Here is a 14798-nt window from a genome sequence, read left to right on the forward strand (position 1 = left end):
GAGGGGCGGGGCCATGCCCTCGCCGTACGCGGCGGCGGCCCGGCTCGGGCGCTGGTCAGCAGGGCAGGTCGAGGATGACGCAGGCCCCGCGCCCGGTGTTCTCGGCGTGTGCGGCGCCGCCGTGGGCGATGGCCACCGCGTGGACGAAGGCGAGCCCGAGGCCGGATCCCTCGCTGGTGCGGCTGGTCTCGGCGCGGGCGAAGCGGTCGAACGCCCGGGGCAGGAACTCGGGCGGGAAGCCGGTCCCCTCGTCCGTGACGCGGAGTCGCAGCCTGCCGTCGTGGACGGTGGCGGTGAGGTGGACGGCTCCCCGGCCGTGGCGCAGGGCGTTGTCGAGCAGGTTGCCGATCGCGGGCCGCAGCCACCGGGCGTCGACGTCGACGGTCACGCGGGCCGCGTCGACGGTCACCGTACGCCCCGCCCGCTCGGCGGTGCGCAGATGCGGAGCGACGGCGGTGTCGACGAGGTCGGCGAGTTCCACGGGGGCCCGGGTGATGTGCTGGGTGCTGCCGAGTTCTTCCAGGTCCAGCAGGGCGTTGGAGAGGTCGATCAGGCGCTGTACCTCGGCGTCCACGGAGCGCAGGGTCTCGGTGAGCTCCCCGGCCGAGCGGGGGCGGTGCAGGGCGACGTCGACCTCGGCCCGCAGCAGGGACAGCGGCGTGCGCAGCTCGTGGCTGGCGTCCGCGACGAAGCGGCGCTCGCGTTCGGCGGACTCCTCGAGGCGGTCGAGCATGTGGTTGAGGGTGTGGCCGAGGCGGGTGATCTCGTCGTCGTGGTCGGCGGGCACGTCCAGGCGCAGGTTCTGGGCGCCGTCGGCGAGGGTGGCGGCACCGCGGCGGTAACGCTCGACGGGACGCAGGGCGGCGCGTGCGGTGCGGTAGCCGACGTAGGAGGCGGCGATGAGGGTCAGGCCGGAGGCGAGGGCCAGTTGGGCGAGGAGTTCGCGCAGTGCCTCGTCGCGGTGGCCGCGCCGGACGGCGGCGATCACGATCCGGGTCTGTCCGTTCGCCGTGACGCGTTTCGCCTGGAGGCGCAGGGTGCCGGGGGTGATCGGCAGCAGGGAGCCGACGTCGCGCCGGATGGTGGCGCCACGCGTGACGGCGCGGAGTTCGGCGCGGGTGAGCAGCGGCTGGTGGCGGAGGGAGTCGCTGGAGGTGAGGACGCGGCCGTGTGCGTCGAGGACCTGCCGGAGGCTGCCGCTGGGGCCGGGGGGCAGCCGGTTTCCGGCGCGTACCGCCTGGTCGAGACTGTGCCGGTAGGTGGTCAGGTCGTCGTTCAGCTGCTGGTCGAGGGCGGTCCTGACCCGCCAGTAGACCAGTCCGGCCGCCCCGGTCAGCACCAGGGACATGGTGATGGCGACGGCCAGCACGAGGCGCGTGACGACGGGCAGCCGCCTGAACCACGGCCCCGACCGGCCGGGCAGGGTCATGGAGTCGTCTCCAGACGGTAGCCGCGCCCGCGCAGGGTCGTGATCGTCGTACGGTCGAAGGCGCGGTCGACCTTGGCGCGCACCTTGGAGACGTGGACGTCGATGGCGTTGCTGCGCAGGTCGGTCTCGCCGTCCCAGACCTCCTCGAGCAGCCGCAGGCGGGTGACCACGCGACCGGCGTTCTCCATCAGCACCCGCAGCACATCGAACTCGCGGCGGGAGAGGTCGAGTTCGGTGTCACTCCGCCAGGCACGCTGCTGCTCGGGGTCGAGGACGAGGTCGGCGACCTTCAGCCGCCCGGAGTGCTCGGGGCGGCGCCGGGATATCGCGCGCAGCCGGGCCGACAGCTCCTCCATGGCGAACGGCTTGACCAGGTAGTCGTCGGCACCGGCGTCCAGGCCGGCGACCCGCTCACTGATCGCGGCGCGCGCGGTGAGCAGGATGACGGGGATGTGTATGCCTTCCTCGCGCAGTGTCCGGCACACCTGGACCCCGTCCATGCCGGGCAGCATGACGTCGAGGACCACGGCGTCCACGCGCGGGTCGCGGGCGGCGGCGAGCCCGGACGGTCCGTCGTAGTGGCCTTCGGCGGTGTGCCCGGATTCGGTGAGGTAGCGGACGACCAGGTCCGTGAGGCGGGTCTCGTCGTCGACGACCAGATAGCGCATGCCCGTCAGGCTAGCGGCCCGCGCAGGTGTCCGGATTTCGGGAGCCGGGGGAGGCTTCATGGTCTGTTCATGTGACTTCCCTACCGTCGTTCACGTCGCGGTGCTCCGCGGGCCGCGACCGGTCCGCCGTTGCCATGCGCCGGGACGGAAGGGACAGACATGCACGCACTGGTGCTCGCCGCCCAGGGCATCACCAGCCACATCGCGCCGATGGACCTGATGACCCGTGGCGGTCTCGACGTCATCGCGCTGCTGATCCTGGTCGGCCGGCCCTACCGGCGCCGCCCCAGCGCCCCGGCCATGCCGCTGGTGCTCACCGCACTGAACATCGGCCTGTTCGCCGCGATGAGCACGATCAGCGCCGGGAAGTTCCCGGCCGGGGTCGGGTTCGGCCTGTTCGGCATCCTCTCCCTGGTCCGCCTGCGCAGCGCGGCGTTCACCCTACGCGACGTCGCCTACACCTTCGTGACGCTCGTCATCGCCCTGTGCACGGGGCTGCCGCACCGGCAGTTGTGGCTGGTCGCCGTACTGGACGCCGTGGTGCTGCTGGCGGTGCTGCTGGTGGACGACCCGAAGTCCTACGAGCCCCCGAGCCACACGGTCAAGCTCACCCTCGACCGGATCTACCCCGAGCCCGCGCTCATAGCCCACGACGTGGCGCTCCGCTTCGGCCAGGCGCCCCTGTCGGTGGTCGTGGACGAGGTCGACTACGTCCGCGAGACCACCCGGGTCTCCGCCCGCTACCCCGCCGTACCGGAGGAGCCCGCCGCCGCCCAGGACGCCGAACCCCGCGAGCAGGTGACCGCCGCATGAGCCTCGCCTTGGACCTCGGCCTGGACGCCCTGCGCGGCGCCACGCTCGCCGAGGTCGACGCGGCGGCCGCGCTCCAGCACCGCACCGACCGCAAGTACCTGCTCCCCCTCGACCGCGCCCGCGACCTCGTCGCCCGGCTCGCCGACAGTCACCGCGTCCTGGACCTGGCCGGCCGTCGTACGACGAGCTACCTCAGCACGTACTTCGACACCGAGCAGCTCGGCGCCTGGCGGGCCCACGTCCAGCGGCGCCGCCGACGCTGGAAGGTCCGCACCCGCCTTTACGCCGAGGACGGGCTGTGCCGGGTCGAGGTGAAGACCAAGGACGGCCGCGGCGCCACGGTCAAGCACGCCCTCAAGGTCCCGGCCGCCGCGTACGGTGAACTCGACGCGCAGGCAACCGAATTCGTGGACGAGGTGCTGGCCGCGTCCGGCATCCCTGTCACGACCAGGGAACTGACCCCCGCCGCAGAGGTCCGCTACGTCCGCGCGGCCCTCGCCGACCTGGACCACGGCACCCGCGCCACCCTCGACGGCGCACTCACCTGCCACCAGGGCGAGCGCACCGCCGCGCTCGACTCCGGCCATGTGCTCGTCGAGACCAAGGGCGGGGTCCGGCCGGCCCCGGCCGACCGGCTGCTGCTGAACCTGGGCGCCAAGCCCGTCTCCCTCAGCAAGTACGTCATCGGCCAGTCCCTGCTCACCCCCGGCCTCCCCGACAACGACGTACGCCGCCTCGCCCGCACCCACTTCACCACCGGGGCGAGCACGGTACCGCTCTACGAAAGGACCCCCGCCGCATGAACGTCCCGCGCGGCATCACATGGCCGTACGCCCTGATCGCGCTGCTCGCCGTCGCGGCCGTCGCCATCGGCGTGGTGCGACCGCAGCTGGTCTCGGCCGCCACCGGCGGCTCAGCGAAGAAGAAGCCCGGCGTGGCGGCGCTGATCAAGCGGAACCCGCCGCCCACGCTCTTCACCGACGCAGAGATCGCCACGATCGGCAAGCGGGCGGCGGCCCAGCGCAAGAAGGCGGACGCCCTCTTCGCCCAGTGGCAGAAGGCGCACGGCACCACCCGCGACGACAAGGCGTTCGCCGCCTTTGCCGCCCAGCAGGTCCCGGCACCGCCGTCGGCCGCGCAGCGCACCGCCGAACTCCGTGCGGACCAGCGACTGGCGAAGACCCGCACGGCGGCGGGGAAGAAGGCCGCGACCTGGCTGGAGCTCCACGGCAAGAAGGACATCTGGAAGCTCTACCTGCACGACCGGCGTGAACTGATCCCCGCCGCGCAGGGCACGGCCGAGAAGGCCGAGCTCAAGGCGGCGCTGAAGATGGCCAAGACCATCAGCGACCAGCTGGCCGCCAAGGACAAGCAGCCCGCCCCGTTCGTCCTTGACCCGACCCTGCGCCCCGACAAGCACATCAAGCCCGGCGCCAAGGGCCCGTACTCCTACCCCTCCCGGCACGCCACCCGTTCCGCCGCAGCCGTCACCTTCCTCAGCGTCCTCTCCCCGCACCGCGCCGAGGAATACCGGTGGATGCAGGACGAAGTCCTCTACTCCCGCCTCTACATGGCCGGCCACGTCACCAGCGACCTCACCGCCGGCACCCTGCTCGGCGACCTGATCGGCGACTACGAACTCGCCGTCAGCGGACACTGACCTCCCTGAAGCCCTGGCGATCTGCCCGTGCCACGACTCACGCGCGGTCGATACCCCGGCGGGGTATGGCGGTACGGGCGACAGGAACGAGACGGGAAGGGGCATGGCCGTGGACAGCGCACAGGCGGGCAGGCGGGGTGTCCGCCGGCTGCCGGCGGTGTGCGCGGTGCTGTTCGGGCTCTTCTTCATGCACGGAGCCCCGGCCACGGCCGCCGAGGGCTGCCACGGCGCCATGACCGCGGCCTCCCCGATGACCAGTGGCCACGGCACCGCCGCACTGCTCACGGCCCACCCGCCGAGCGGGCGCGGTCCCGGCTCCGCCGTCCGGGCCGCCGACCACTCCGGGATGCCCGGAGCGCCGTGCGTGTCGACCCCCGCCCACGAGCGCATCCCCCTGCCTGCGCCCGGCCCGCTCGCCGTGGCAGGTGCCGCCGTGCTCGCCCTGTGGACGCTGACCCGACTGCGGGCGGTGGCCGGCGCCCAGGGGCGGCGCGGACCACCGGATGGCGGACGGGATCTCCTGCTTCAGGTGTGTATCGCGCGGACGTGACAGGCGCGCGCCGGGCCCGGCCCCAGGCCGGAACCGGCACCGTGTCCTGCTCGTTTCCGCGCACCACCGGTGTGGTGCGCCCACCCGGAAAGATCCCCGCTTCGATGGTCACCTCGTACCGTTTCACCGCGCGCCACCGCGGCCTCGCAGCGGTCGGCGTCGCAGCCGCTCTCGCGCTGACGCCGGCCGCCTGCGGTTCCTCCGGCAATTCCTCGTCCATGCCGGGCATGGCCCACGGCGGCACGTCCTCCGCGGTCAGCACGTCGCCGTCGACGGATGACATGCCCGGCATGGATCGCATGGCTTCCGGTAACGGCCTGTCCGACACCCAGGGCGGCTACCGCCTCACCTCCAAGGACACGACTGCGCCGCCCGGCAAGCAGAACGCCTACCGGTTCACGGTCACGGGCCCGGACGGCAAGCCGGTCACCGGCTTCGCCCTCGACCAGACCAAGCGGATGCACCTCTACGCGATCCGCTCCGATCTGACCGGATTCCAGCATGTCCACCCGACCATGGCCGCCGACGGCACCTGGACGGCTGCTCTGTCCTCCCTCACACCGGGCTCCTGGCGCCTGTTCGCCTCTTTCACTCCCGATGCCGGGCCTGGCAAGGGCAAGGATTTCGTGCTCTCGCGCACCGTCGCCGTGCCCGGAAACGCCCCCAAGACCCCGCTGCCCGCACCGAGCACCAGCACGCAGGCCGACGGGTACACCGTCACCGTCAAGGGCGAGCCCATGGCCGGCATGGCGCACACGCTGACCGTCCGCATCGCCAAGGACGGAAAGCCCGTCACCGACCTGCAGCCCTACCTGGACACCTACGCCCACCTGACCGCCTTCCACGAAGGCGACGCCGCGTTCGCCCACCTCCATCCGACCACCAAGGTGAGCGGCGACCACGGCGGCCCCGGCCTGACCTTCCACGCCGAACTGCCCACCTCCGGCAACTGGCGGCTGTTCCTGCAGTTCCAGACCGGCGGCACACTCCACGCCGCCGCCCTGACCCTGCGCGTCGGCTGAATTCCAGCGGGGCGTCGCCGACAAGGCGGCGCCCCGCACCACCGCCCGACGGACGCGCACCCGAAGAGAGCGCGCCTGTCGGGTGGCGGGCCGGACCCTTACGGAGGAAGGCTTCACAGATGCACGCCGTACTGCACGCACTGTCGATTGCCGGGTCGATGACCTGGGAGATCACCTGGGCCCTGATTCTGGGCTTCACCCTGTCCGCCGTCGTCCAGGCCGTGGTCCGCAAGTCCACCGTGGTCTCGCTCCTGGGTGATGACCGGCCCCGTACCCTCGCCGTCGCAGCCGGCCTGGGCGCGGCGTCGTCATCCTGCTCATACGCGGCGGTCGCGCTGGCCCGCTCGCTGTTCCGCAAGGGTGCGAACTTCACCGCCGCGATGGCCTTCGAAATCGCCTCCACCAACCTGGTCGTCGAGCTGGGCGTGATCCTGGCCCTGTTGATGGGCTGGCAGTTCACCGCCGCCGAATTCATCGGCGGCCCGATCATGATCACCGTGCTGGCGGTCCTGTTCCGCCTCTTCCTGCGTGACACACTCCTGCGCGCCGCCCGCGAGCAGGCCGAACACGGACTGGCCGGCTCGATGGAGGGCCACGCCGCGATGGACATGTCCGTAGCAGGCGAGGGTTCCTTCGCCCGGCGCCTGTTCTCCCGCGACGGTTTCACCTCGACCTCACACGTCTTCGTCATGGAGTGGGCGGCGATCCTGCGCGACCTGATCGTCGGCCTGCTCATCGCCGGCGCCATCGCCGCCTGGGTTCCCGATGCCTTCTGGCGCACCTTCTTCTTCGACGGCCACCCACTCGCCTCCAAGCTGTGGGGTCCGATCGTCGGCCCACTGGTGGCGATTGCCTCATTCGTGTGCTCCATCGGCAACGTGCCGCTGGCGGTGGTGCTGTGGAAGGGCGGCATCAGCTTCGGCGGCGTGGTGGCGTTCATCTTCGCCGACCTGCTGATCTTGCCGATCCTCAACATCTACCGGAAGTACTACGGCGCCAGGATGGCCGCCTTCCTGCTCGGCACCTTCTATCTCGCGATGGTCCTCGCCGGCTACATCGTCGAATTCGCTTTCGGAGGGCTCGGCCTGATCCCCGACCAGGCCGATGCGAAGATCCCCATGGAGGGCGTGAGCTGGAACTACACCACCTGGCTCAACATCGCCTTCCTCGTCCTTGCCGCGGTGCTCCTGATGCGCTTCTGGCGCACCGGCGGACTGTCCATGCTCCGCATGATGGGCGGCTCACCCGACACCGGCCACGATCACACCCGTCACCCGCAGCACGGGCACCCGGCAGAGGACACACACGGCGGGCACCACCACTGAAGCGCGGTCCTCCACCCGTGGGTGGAGGACCCCTTCTGCCCACGGGCCGATCCCCGAACCGCCATCCACATGCTGGAGTAGATCTGTGACCGCCACCTCGCCGCGCGTCTTGCCCAGCCCGGACGGCCGGCCGGTTCCGCCGCCCGGCACTGCCGCCGTGAGGCTCAGCGAACCCCGGCCGCCGTATCGGTGGTGGCCGGGGTGTCGCGCAGCCCGAGACGCAGGTGCTCGACGTGGTGGAGGGCCTGCTCCAGCAGGTCGGCCACGTGGTTGTCGTAGAGCGCGTAGATGACCGAGCGGCCCCGGCGTTCGGTGGTGACCAGGCCGAGATTGCGCAGCAGGCGCAGCTGGTGGGAGCAAGCGGACTGTTCCATGGCGACGGCGTCGGCGAGTTCCGTCGCCGCGCACGGGCCTTCCTGCAGGTGGGCGAGGATCCGCAGGCGGGAGGGTGTGGCGAGCGCCTGAAGAGTGGCGGCCACGTCGGCGGCGCCCACGGCCTCCAGGCGCTCGCGCGCGGTGGCGGTGGTCTTTCCGTCAGCTCCATGCCCCATGGCCTTCATCCTACGGAGAAGCATCCATGAACGCATGAATGGGTCTTCATGCTGTCCTGTACGGTGGGAGGAGCGGCGCCGGGTCTCCGGCCGTCCGCGAGAACGTCATGCCCCGCGAAGGACTTCCCAGATGACCTCCACTCTCGGCCCGGCCTCCGCCGATCGGGCCGCCCGCGCGCGTGACATCGCCGGGCCCAGGCGCCGTACCCGCGTCCTGGCGCTGCCCGAGGCCCGCTGGGCCGCCGCCGCCCTTGTCCTGTTCCTGATCGCGCTGCCCTTGCAGCTGACCGGCGCCCCGGCGTGGACGTGGGGTCCGCTGTACGCCCTGACCTATGCGGCGGGCGGCTGGGAGCCGGGCTGGGCGGGGCTCCAGGCGTTGCGGGACAGGACGCTCGATGTCGACCTGCTGATGGTCGTGGCTGCGCTTGGGGCGGCGGCGATCGGGCAGGTGACGGACGGTGCGCTGCTGATCGTCATCTTCGCCACCTCCGGTGCCCTGGAAGCCCTCGCTACGGCGCGCACGGCCGACTCCGTGCGGGGGCTGCTCGATCTCGCGCCGGCCACGGCGACCCGTGTCGACGCCGACGGCCGTGAGGAGAGCGTCGCCGTCGAGAAGCTGACCGTCGGTGACACGATCCTCGTCCGGCCCGGCGAGCACGTCGGTGCCGACGGCCGGGTCCTCGACGGGGCGAGCGACGTCGACCAGGCCACCATCACCGGCGAGCCTCTGCCCCTCGCGAAGGAGAAGGGGGACGAGGTGTTCGCCGGCACCCTCAACGGCACCGGTGCGTTGCGGGTGCGCGTCGAGCGGGACGCCTCGGACACGGTGATCGCCCGGATCGTGCGCATGGTGGGGGAGGCGTCCGAGACCAAGGCACCGACCCAGCTGTTCATCGAGAAGGTCGAACAGCGCTACTCGCTGGGTATGGTGGCGGCGACGCCGGCCGTCTTCCTCGTCCCGCTCGCCTTCGGTGCCGCTCTGACCGGTTCGCTGCTGCGGGCGATGACCTTCATGATCGTGGCCTCGCCGTGCGCGGTCGTGCTGGCGACCATGCCGCCGCTGTTGTCGGCCATCGCCAATTCCGGCCGTCACGGCGTGCTGGTGAAGTCCGCGGTGGTCATGGAGCGGCTCGGTGAGGTCGACGCCGTGGCGCTCGACAAGACCGGCACGCTGACCGAGGGCACCCCGCGCGTCACCGACGTAAGGCCGCTGGCCGGAGCCGGGCTGGAGGAGGGCGAACTGCTGACGTTCGCCGCGGCGGCGGAACACCCGAGTGAGCACCCGCTGGCGCGGGCGGTGGTCGACGCGGCGCGCGAGCGGGATCTGGACCTGCCGGTGGCCGAGGACTTCGGATCCACGCCCGGCGTCGGAGTCACCGCGACCGTCGACGGACGCAAGATCGCCGTCGGAGCGCCGGCGCGGCTGCTCGACGGGGCCGCCGACCCGGGATCCGCGCGGGCCTCGGTGGTCGCCGGTGAGCTGGAGGACGGCGGCCGGACCGCCGTCCTGGTCACAGTCGACGGCACCCCTGCCGGTCTGCTGGGCATCGCCGACCGGCTGCGCGACGACGCGGCCGCGACCGTGTCCTCCCTGGCCACGTTGACCGCAACCGCGCCCGTGCTGCTGACCGGCGACAACCCGCGCGCCGCCGCCCGCCTTGCCCACGAGGCCGGCATCGAGGACGTGCGGGCCGGCCTGCTGCCGCAGGACAAGGTGGACGCGGTCAAGGAACTGCAGGGCGCCGGCCACAAGGTGATGGCCGTCGGCGACGGCGTCAACGACGCCCCGGCGCTCGCTGCCGCCCACACCGGTGTGGCGATGGGACGGGCAGGCTCCGACCTGGCCCTGGAGACCGCCGACGCGGTCATCGTCCGCGACGAGCTCACCACCGTGCCCGCCGTGATCTCCCTGTCCCGGCGCGCCCGGAGGCTCGTCGTGCAGAACCTGGTCATCGCCGGTGTCTTCATCGCCGGCCTGGTGGTCTGGGACCTGGTCGGCACCCTTCCGCTCCCGCTCGGTGTCGCCGGCCACGAGGGCTCCACCGTCATCGTCGGCCTCAACGGCCTTCGGCTGCTGCGCGAGGCGGCCTGGCGGCGGGCGGCCGAGTGAGCCGGCGGAAGGCGCCCGCTGCGCAGGCGGCGCCCCGGTGCACGGTGACCGTGTGCCGAGGCTGCTGCTGCGGCACCGCCAAGGTCCCGGGCGTCGACCACGCCGCCCAACTGGCCGGTCTCAAAGCCGAACTGGGGGCGGTCGCCCGAGTCCGCGCGGTGAACTGCCTCGACGCCTGCGAGCAGGCCAACGTCATCGTCGTAACTCCGTCCTCGACCGGCCGGGCGGCGGGCGGTCGGCCGGTCTGGCTCGGGCTGGTGAACGACCCCGACGCGACCGCTGATATCGCCACCTGGGTCCGAAACGGCGGCCCCGGTCTCGCCGAACCGCCCGACATCCTCGACCTGTACGAGTTCAGCCCGTCGCGCCGCGTGCGCCGGGCCGTCGAAGACTGAGCGAGGCCGTCTGTTTGCGGTGTGTCCGCCGGCGGCTTGGAGAGAGGAAGCCGACGACTCCCGGCGTCGGCGCCCCGGATCTCGTATGCGAGCAGGCCGAGCGCGACCGGGGCCGGCCGGTGCGACCAGGGCGATGACCTGCGCGACGAAGAGCCGTCCCCGGCGCGATGGCCAGGACTCCGATACGTTGTTCACGCCGAGACCGCGGAAGTACATGACGTGCAGGAGCTCGCGCTGCTGTGCGGTCGGGTCCGCCAGCGCCTCCCGGACCAGCTGGACGGCCGGCACGCGGTCCGTGCCGTCGGCGACCGACGGCCCCTACCCAGGCGCCTGCGACGGGAGTCCCGAGCCGCCCTCGCCCCTGTCGCCCACCGATTCGCTGCCGGCGATCCGCGAGGATCTGGTCGGCTGGGCAGCAGTGAGCACCGTACGAACTGTTGATTGAGCAACGCACTCCGTCAGGCTGCTCACGTCAGTAGCGCTTCGGCGCTTCCGTGAGTTGGCCAAGGAGATTCAGGATCATGAGAACACTGTCTCGAGCGGGGATCGCACTCGGCGCCGCCTTGCTGGCGACGACCGCGGTGCCGGCGGCAAGCGCTCAGGCGGACGACCGGGGCACCTGCGTGAGCCACCAGGGTTGGGGCGAGCTGTGCCTGAAGTTCAGGAACAACGGCTACAGCGTCTCCTATTACAAGGCGTGGAACCCGGGGAACCAGGTGGACACCCTCGACTTCAACCTGGACTGTGCCAACGGGCGCTGGTTCGGTGACGAGGGTGCCTTCACGCAGTGGTCACAGACCTGGCGGAGCTACACCTTCGCCGTCGGCAACCAGGGCAAGTGCTGGGGCGTGCTGATCGATGTCGACAACGGCCAGCGAATCCAGGGCCCGGCCGTGAACGGCTGATCCGGGCACCGCCCCACGTGTTGCTGCCCCGCCCTGGACTTCCAGACGCTGTTGGTTAATGCGGGGTGACGCTACTCGGCCCCGCTGAGCCTTGGCTCGGCGGGGCCGAGCGCTGCGAAGTGGCTGGTGCGCGTGCGAGCTCGTGGTATTTCGGTGAGGTGGGCGTCGATGCGGGCGAGGTTGATCGCGGCGCCGGTGAGCTGGTGCTGGAGGCTGGTCTTGGCCCAATGCCGGGAAGTTTGCGATGCGAGACTGCTGTCAAGCGGTTTGGTGAAGTTGGTGTAGAGAGACAGGGCTCCGCGTAGGACGGAAGTCGACCAAGACACCGTTACTACGAGGAGCCCCATGGTTCAGTCTGGCATGCCTGCGCACGTCGATGAGTGTGGAACGGCCTTCGCGGCTGGGCACTTGGGAGAGCTGACCCAGGTCATCACGCCGTCGCTGGTGGACGAGGTGCTGGCAAAGACCGAGCGTGTGCAGGTGCGGGTGCGGAAGCTGCCTGCGCGGGTGGTGGTGTACTTCGTGCTGGCCATGGCGCTGTTCGGCGAGTGTGGGTACCGGGGTGCCTGGGCTGCTCTGGTGGCCGCACCGGGCATGCCGGACATCGATCCGTCCGCGGCGGCCTTGCGTCAGGCTCGGCGTCGACTCGGCTCGGAGCCGCTGTCTGTGCTGTTCGACCAGGTCAAGGGGGCGTTAGCGGCCGACGGCGCGACTGGATCATGGTGGCGGGGACTTCGCACGGTGGCCTGGGATAGCACGGGCATCCTGGTCGCGGACAGCGAGGCCAACCGGTCGTACTGCGGCCGGGCTTCTGGGAGGAACGGGGTCTGCGGCTTCCCTATGATCCGGCTGTCCGCGCTGGTCGAGTGCGGCACCAGGGCATTGATCGACGCGGTACTCGGGCCGTGGACCCAGTCCGAGGAGTCGCAGTGCACGATGCTGTGCCGGGCACTGAGGCCGGGAATGCTGGTGCTGGCCGACCGGGGCAGCAAAGGCTTCGCACTCGCCCGGTCGGCCGCGGTCACCGGGGCGCAACTGCTGTGGCGGATGAGCGCCGACCTGCAGCCACCGGTGCTCCACGCCCTTCCCGACGGCACTTACCTCTCGATGTCCACCGGGACCAACGAACGCGACCGGCTGCGCCGGTGGACCCGTCACCGGCGCACGATCGCGCCGCAGATCGCCGGCGTGGCCATCCGCGTGATCGAGGCCACGGTGACAGTCCGCGCCGCCGACGGCACAACGACTGCCACGACCCTGCGGCTGTTCACCACACTGCTGGACCATCAGCGCTACCCTGCGGCCGAACTCGCCGAGCTCTATCACCGCAGGTGGCAGGCCGAGACCGCGTACTTCGGACTGAAGGTCACGTTGCGCGGCTCGGACCGCGTGTTGCGCTCTCACCACACCGACGACGCCCGGCAGGAACTGCTCGGTCTGCTCGTCGTCTACCAGGCTGCGCGGCAGATCGCTGTCGACGCTGCCCGGCAAGCCGGGATCGCTCCCTCACGAATCTCTCTGGCCGTTACCGTCCGGACCGCCCGCAACACGGTGATCACCGCGACTGGAACGATCAGACACCCGGGGCATCGGCTCACTCCTGTGATCCACCGCGCCATCCTGCACCCCCGCGAGCTCGCCCCGCAGCACCGCCCGACCAGGATCCAGCCCCGCCGCGTCAAACGCCCGATCTCGACCTTCGCCTACAGCTCGACCAGGAAAAACACCCCGATCCCCACCGCGGAGATCACCCTCACCCTCACCACCGCCACTGACCGAACACGACGATGGCGAACCTAAACTTCCCGGCATTGGGTCTTGGCCAGGCCCCGGTAGCGGGATCTGCGCAGGCCGCATCGGTTCACGCTCTGGGAGACGGTGCCTTCGATCCCGGCGCGGATCTTGTAGCGCTCTTTCCACTCTTCGGTCTGCTGTAGGGCGCGAGCCTGCTGGAGTTCCTGGTGGGCCTGCTGCGGGCGCAGGGTGATGGCCCGGCCCCTGGTCTTCAGGGCCGGGACGCAGTCGTGCACGACGGGACATGGCCGGCAGTCACGCACGCGGAACTGGGCCCGGACCACCGCAAGACCGTGCTGGGAACGGTCTTCCCGCCAGCTGGTGCTGGTGCGCCCGTCGGGGCAGGTCACACGCTGGTTGTCCCAGTCGACGGTGAAGGCGTCCTGGCCGTAGGCGGCTCTTGTTCGGGCCTGCGAACTGGTCACCGACTTGAGTGGTCCGTGCAGTGCGACGCCGTGATCACGGGCGTCCGTCATGGCTGCGGCGTTGGCGTATCCGGCATCGACCCAGTGCTCGCGCGGAAGCAGGCCCCGCTCGGCCAAATCTGCGTGGACGACTGCCGCCATGCGGTCATCGGAGACGGTGGCGGCGGTGGTGACCACGTTCGTGATCAGGTTCGGGACGTCGGGCTCGCAAGTCTCGGTGAGATGGACCTTGTAACCGTGCCAGAGGGTGTCGCGTTTGACGCTGCCACGCGCTTCGATGTCATAGGGAGTGACCAGGCGCATCGCACCTGGTGGCCGGTCTTTTGGGCCCCGGCGCATCACCTCACCGTCGAGCAGATGGAAGTTCTGAACCCACATCCGCCGTAGGATCTCGACCTCAGGCAGATCCCGCAGATCTCCGGGCGCCACCGGTGAGAGGACGGCCTCAAGCAGCCGCGCCCCGTCCCTACCGATTCGCAGGCCCACCTCGTCCCGCTTCGTGCGGGCCTGGGGAAACCGGGAGTCCTCGGCCTTCGTCGCGTAGTGCTTGAACCAGTCCGGTTCAGCGATGTCAACCAGCCAGTCGGGGGCCGCCTTTGCCAGCGCGTTCAATGCTGACCGCAGTGTCTCTGTAACCTTCTCCAGCCAGCACAGCTCACGGGCCGCGGACAATACGTGCGTGGAGTCGGTGCGGGCCCGGCCCGCGCTCTTGAGCAGCCGTTTCTCCCGAGCCGCGACCAGGATGGCATCCAGAACCCGCCGCCCGGCCTCAGCCTCGATCAGACGGTCCCGGAACTCCGACAGGACCGAGAAATCGAAGCCCGGATCACCGAGTTCCAGCCCGAGCGCGTACTTGAAGTCGATCCTCGCCCGCACCGCCTCCGCGGCCTGCCGGTCAGTCAGCCCCTCCACGAACTGCAACACCAGCACGAGTGCCAGCCGGCCCGGCGACCAGGCGGGTTTTCCCCGCGCCGGGAACAGATCCGCGAACTGCGCGTCGGTGAACAGCACCCCCAGCTCGTCCCGAACCCGGATCGCCAGGCTCCCTTTCGGGAACGCGGCCCGCGCCACCCGCACTGTCTCCGCCGGGATCTCGCCCGGCCCGCTCGGCTGCATCGACACCCGCACCCACCCCGTACGACAACGTCGGC

At 70.9% G+C, this 14798-nt stretch carries 13 protein-coding genes and 1 pseudogene; 10 read left to right on the forward strand and 4 right to left on the reverse strand.

Annotated features, from left to right (window positions below; genetic code table 11):
- Window positions 1-55 precede the first annotated feature (55 nt).
- The gene (locus ACIBA9_RS18140; protein ID WP_399364051.1) at window positions 56-1429 is read right to left on the reverse strand and encodes an ATP-binding protein; all 1374 of its coding nucleotides are present in this window, start codon (window positions 1427-1429) and stop codon (window positions 56-58) included.
- Window positions 1426-2097, reverse strand: coding sequence for a response regulator transcription factor (locus ACIBA9_RS18145; protein ID WP_399364053.1), 672 nt, complete (start codon window positions 2095-2097; stop codon window positions 1426-1428). The genes ACIBA9_RS18140 and ACIBA9_RS18145 overlap by 4 nt, the downstream gene beginning before the upstream one ends.
- Window positions 2098-2256: 159 nt before the next feature.
- Here ACIBA9_RS18145 and ACIBA9_RS18150 point away from each other — a divergent pair, with 159 nt between their 5' ends.
- The 6 genes from ACIBA9_RS18150 (at window position 2257) to ACIBA9_RS18175 (ending at window position 7467) form a co-directional block, all read left to right on the forward strand.
- Window positions 2257-2910, forward strand: a complete 654-nt coding sequence (locus tag ACIBA9_RS18150; protein WP_399364055.1) for a DUF4956 domain-containing protein — start codon at window positions 2257-2259, stop codon at window positions 2908-2910.
- Window positions 2907-3713 carry a polyphosphate polymerase domain-containing protein gene (locus tag ACIBA9_RS18155; RefSeq protein ID WP_399364057.1) on the forward strand — a complete coding sequence of 269 codons (807 nt, stop codon included), beginning with the start codon at window positions 2907-2909 and terminating at the stop codon, window positions 3711-3713. The genes ACIBA9_RS18150 and ACIBA9_RS18155 overlap by 4 nt, the downstream gene beginning before the upstream one ends.
- Window positions 3710-4570 (forward strand): phosphatase PAP2 family protein, encoded by an 861-nt coding sequence (locus ACIBA9_RS18160; RefSeq protein ID WP_399364059.1) that lies wholly within the window; start codon window positions 3710-3712, stop codon window positions 4568-4570. Before ACIBA9_RS18155 ends, ACIBA9_RS18160 begins: the two co-directional genes overlap by 4 nt.
- 109 nt (window positions 4571-4679) lie before the next feature.
- The gene (locus ACIBA9_RS18165) at window positions 4680-5120 is read left to right on the forward strand and encodes a hypothetical protein (protein WP_399364061.1); all 441 of its coding nucleotides are present in this window, start codon (window positions 4680-4682) and stop codon (window positions 5118-5120) included.
- Window positions 5117-6142, forward strand: a complete 1026-nt coding sequence (locus ACIBA9_RS18170) for a hypothetical protein (RefSeq protein WP_399364063.1) — start codon at window positions 5117-5119, stop codon at window positions 6140-6142. The genes ACIBA9_RS18165 and ACIBA9_RS18170 overlap by 4 nt, the downstream gene beginning before the upstream one ends.
- A 119-nt stretch (window positions 6143-6261) precedes the next feature.
- Window positions 6262-7467 carry a permease gene (locus tag ACIBA9_RS18175; RefSeq protein ID WP_399364065.1) on the forward strand — a complete coding sequence of 402 codons (1206 nt, stop codon included), beginning with the start codon at window positions 6262-6264 and terminating at the stop codon, window positions 7465-7467.
- Between the two features lie 164 nt (window positions 7468-7631).
- On the opposite strand, the gene ACIBA9_RS18180 is transcribed toward ACIBA9_RS18175, so the two are convergent.
- The gene (locus ACIBA9_RS18180; RefSeq protein WP_399364067.1) at window positions 7632-8018 is read right to left on the reverse strand and encodes an ArsR/SmtB family transcription factor; all 387 of its coding nucleotides are present in this window, start codon (window positions 8016-8018) and stop codon (window positions 7632-7634) included.
- A 130-nt stretch (window positions 8019-8148) separates the two neighbouring features.
- Between ACIBA9_RS18180 and ACIBA9_RS18185 the strand changes: the two genes are divergently transcribed.
- The 4 genes from ACIBA9_RS18185 (at window position 8149) to ACIBA9_RS18200 (ending at window position 13228) form a co-directional block, all read left to right on the forward strand.
- Window positions 8149-10128, forward strand: a complete 1980-nt coding sequence (locus tag ACIBA9_RS18185) for a heavy metal translocating P-type ATPase (protein WP_399364069.1) — start codon at window positions 8149-8151, stop codon at window positions 10126-10128.
- Window positions 10125-10523 (forward strand): (2Fe-2S) ferredoxin domain-containing protein, encoded by a 399-nt coding sequence (locus ACIBA9_RS18190; protein WP_399364071.1) that lies wholly within the window; start codon window positions 10125-10127, stop codon window positions 10521-10523. The genes ACIBA9_RS18185 and ACIBA9_RS18190 overlap by 4 nt, the downstream gene beginning before the upstream one ends.
- A gap of 521 nt (window positions 10524-11044) precedes the next feature.
- On the forward strand, window positions 11045-11428 hold the full coding sequence (locus ACIBA9_RS18195) for a hypothetical protein (protein ID WP_399364073.1): 384 nt from the start codon (window positions 11045-11047) through the stop codon (window positions 11426-11428).
- A gap of 360 nt (window positions 11429-11788) precedes the next feature.
- Window positions 11789-13228, forward strand: coding sequence for an IS4 family transposase (locus tag ACIBA9_RS18200; protein ID WP_399364075.1), 1440 nt, complete (start codon window positions 11789-11791; stop codon window positions 13226-13228).
- A 14-nt stretch (window positions 13229-13242) separates the two neighbouring features.
- Here ACIBA9_RS18200 and ACIBA9_RS18205 read toward each other — a convergent pair.
- Window positions 13243-14769 (reverse strand): annotated as a pseudogene (locus tag ACIBA9_RS18205) (IS1182 family transposase); the annotation flags it as partial.
- Window positions 14770-14798 lie beyond the last annotated feature (29 nt).

It is taken from the genome of Streptomyces sp. NPDC051452, assembly GCF_044454765.1.
Classification (GTDB): domain Bacteria; phylum Actinomycetota; class Actinomycetes; order Streptomycetales; family Streptomycetaceae; genus Streptomyces.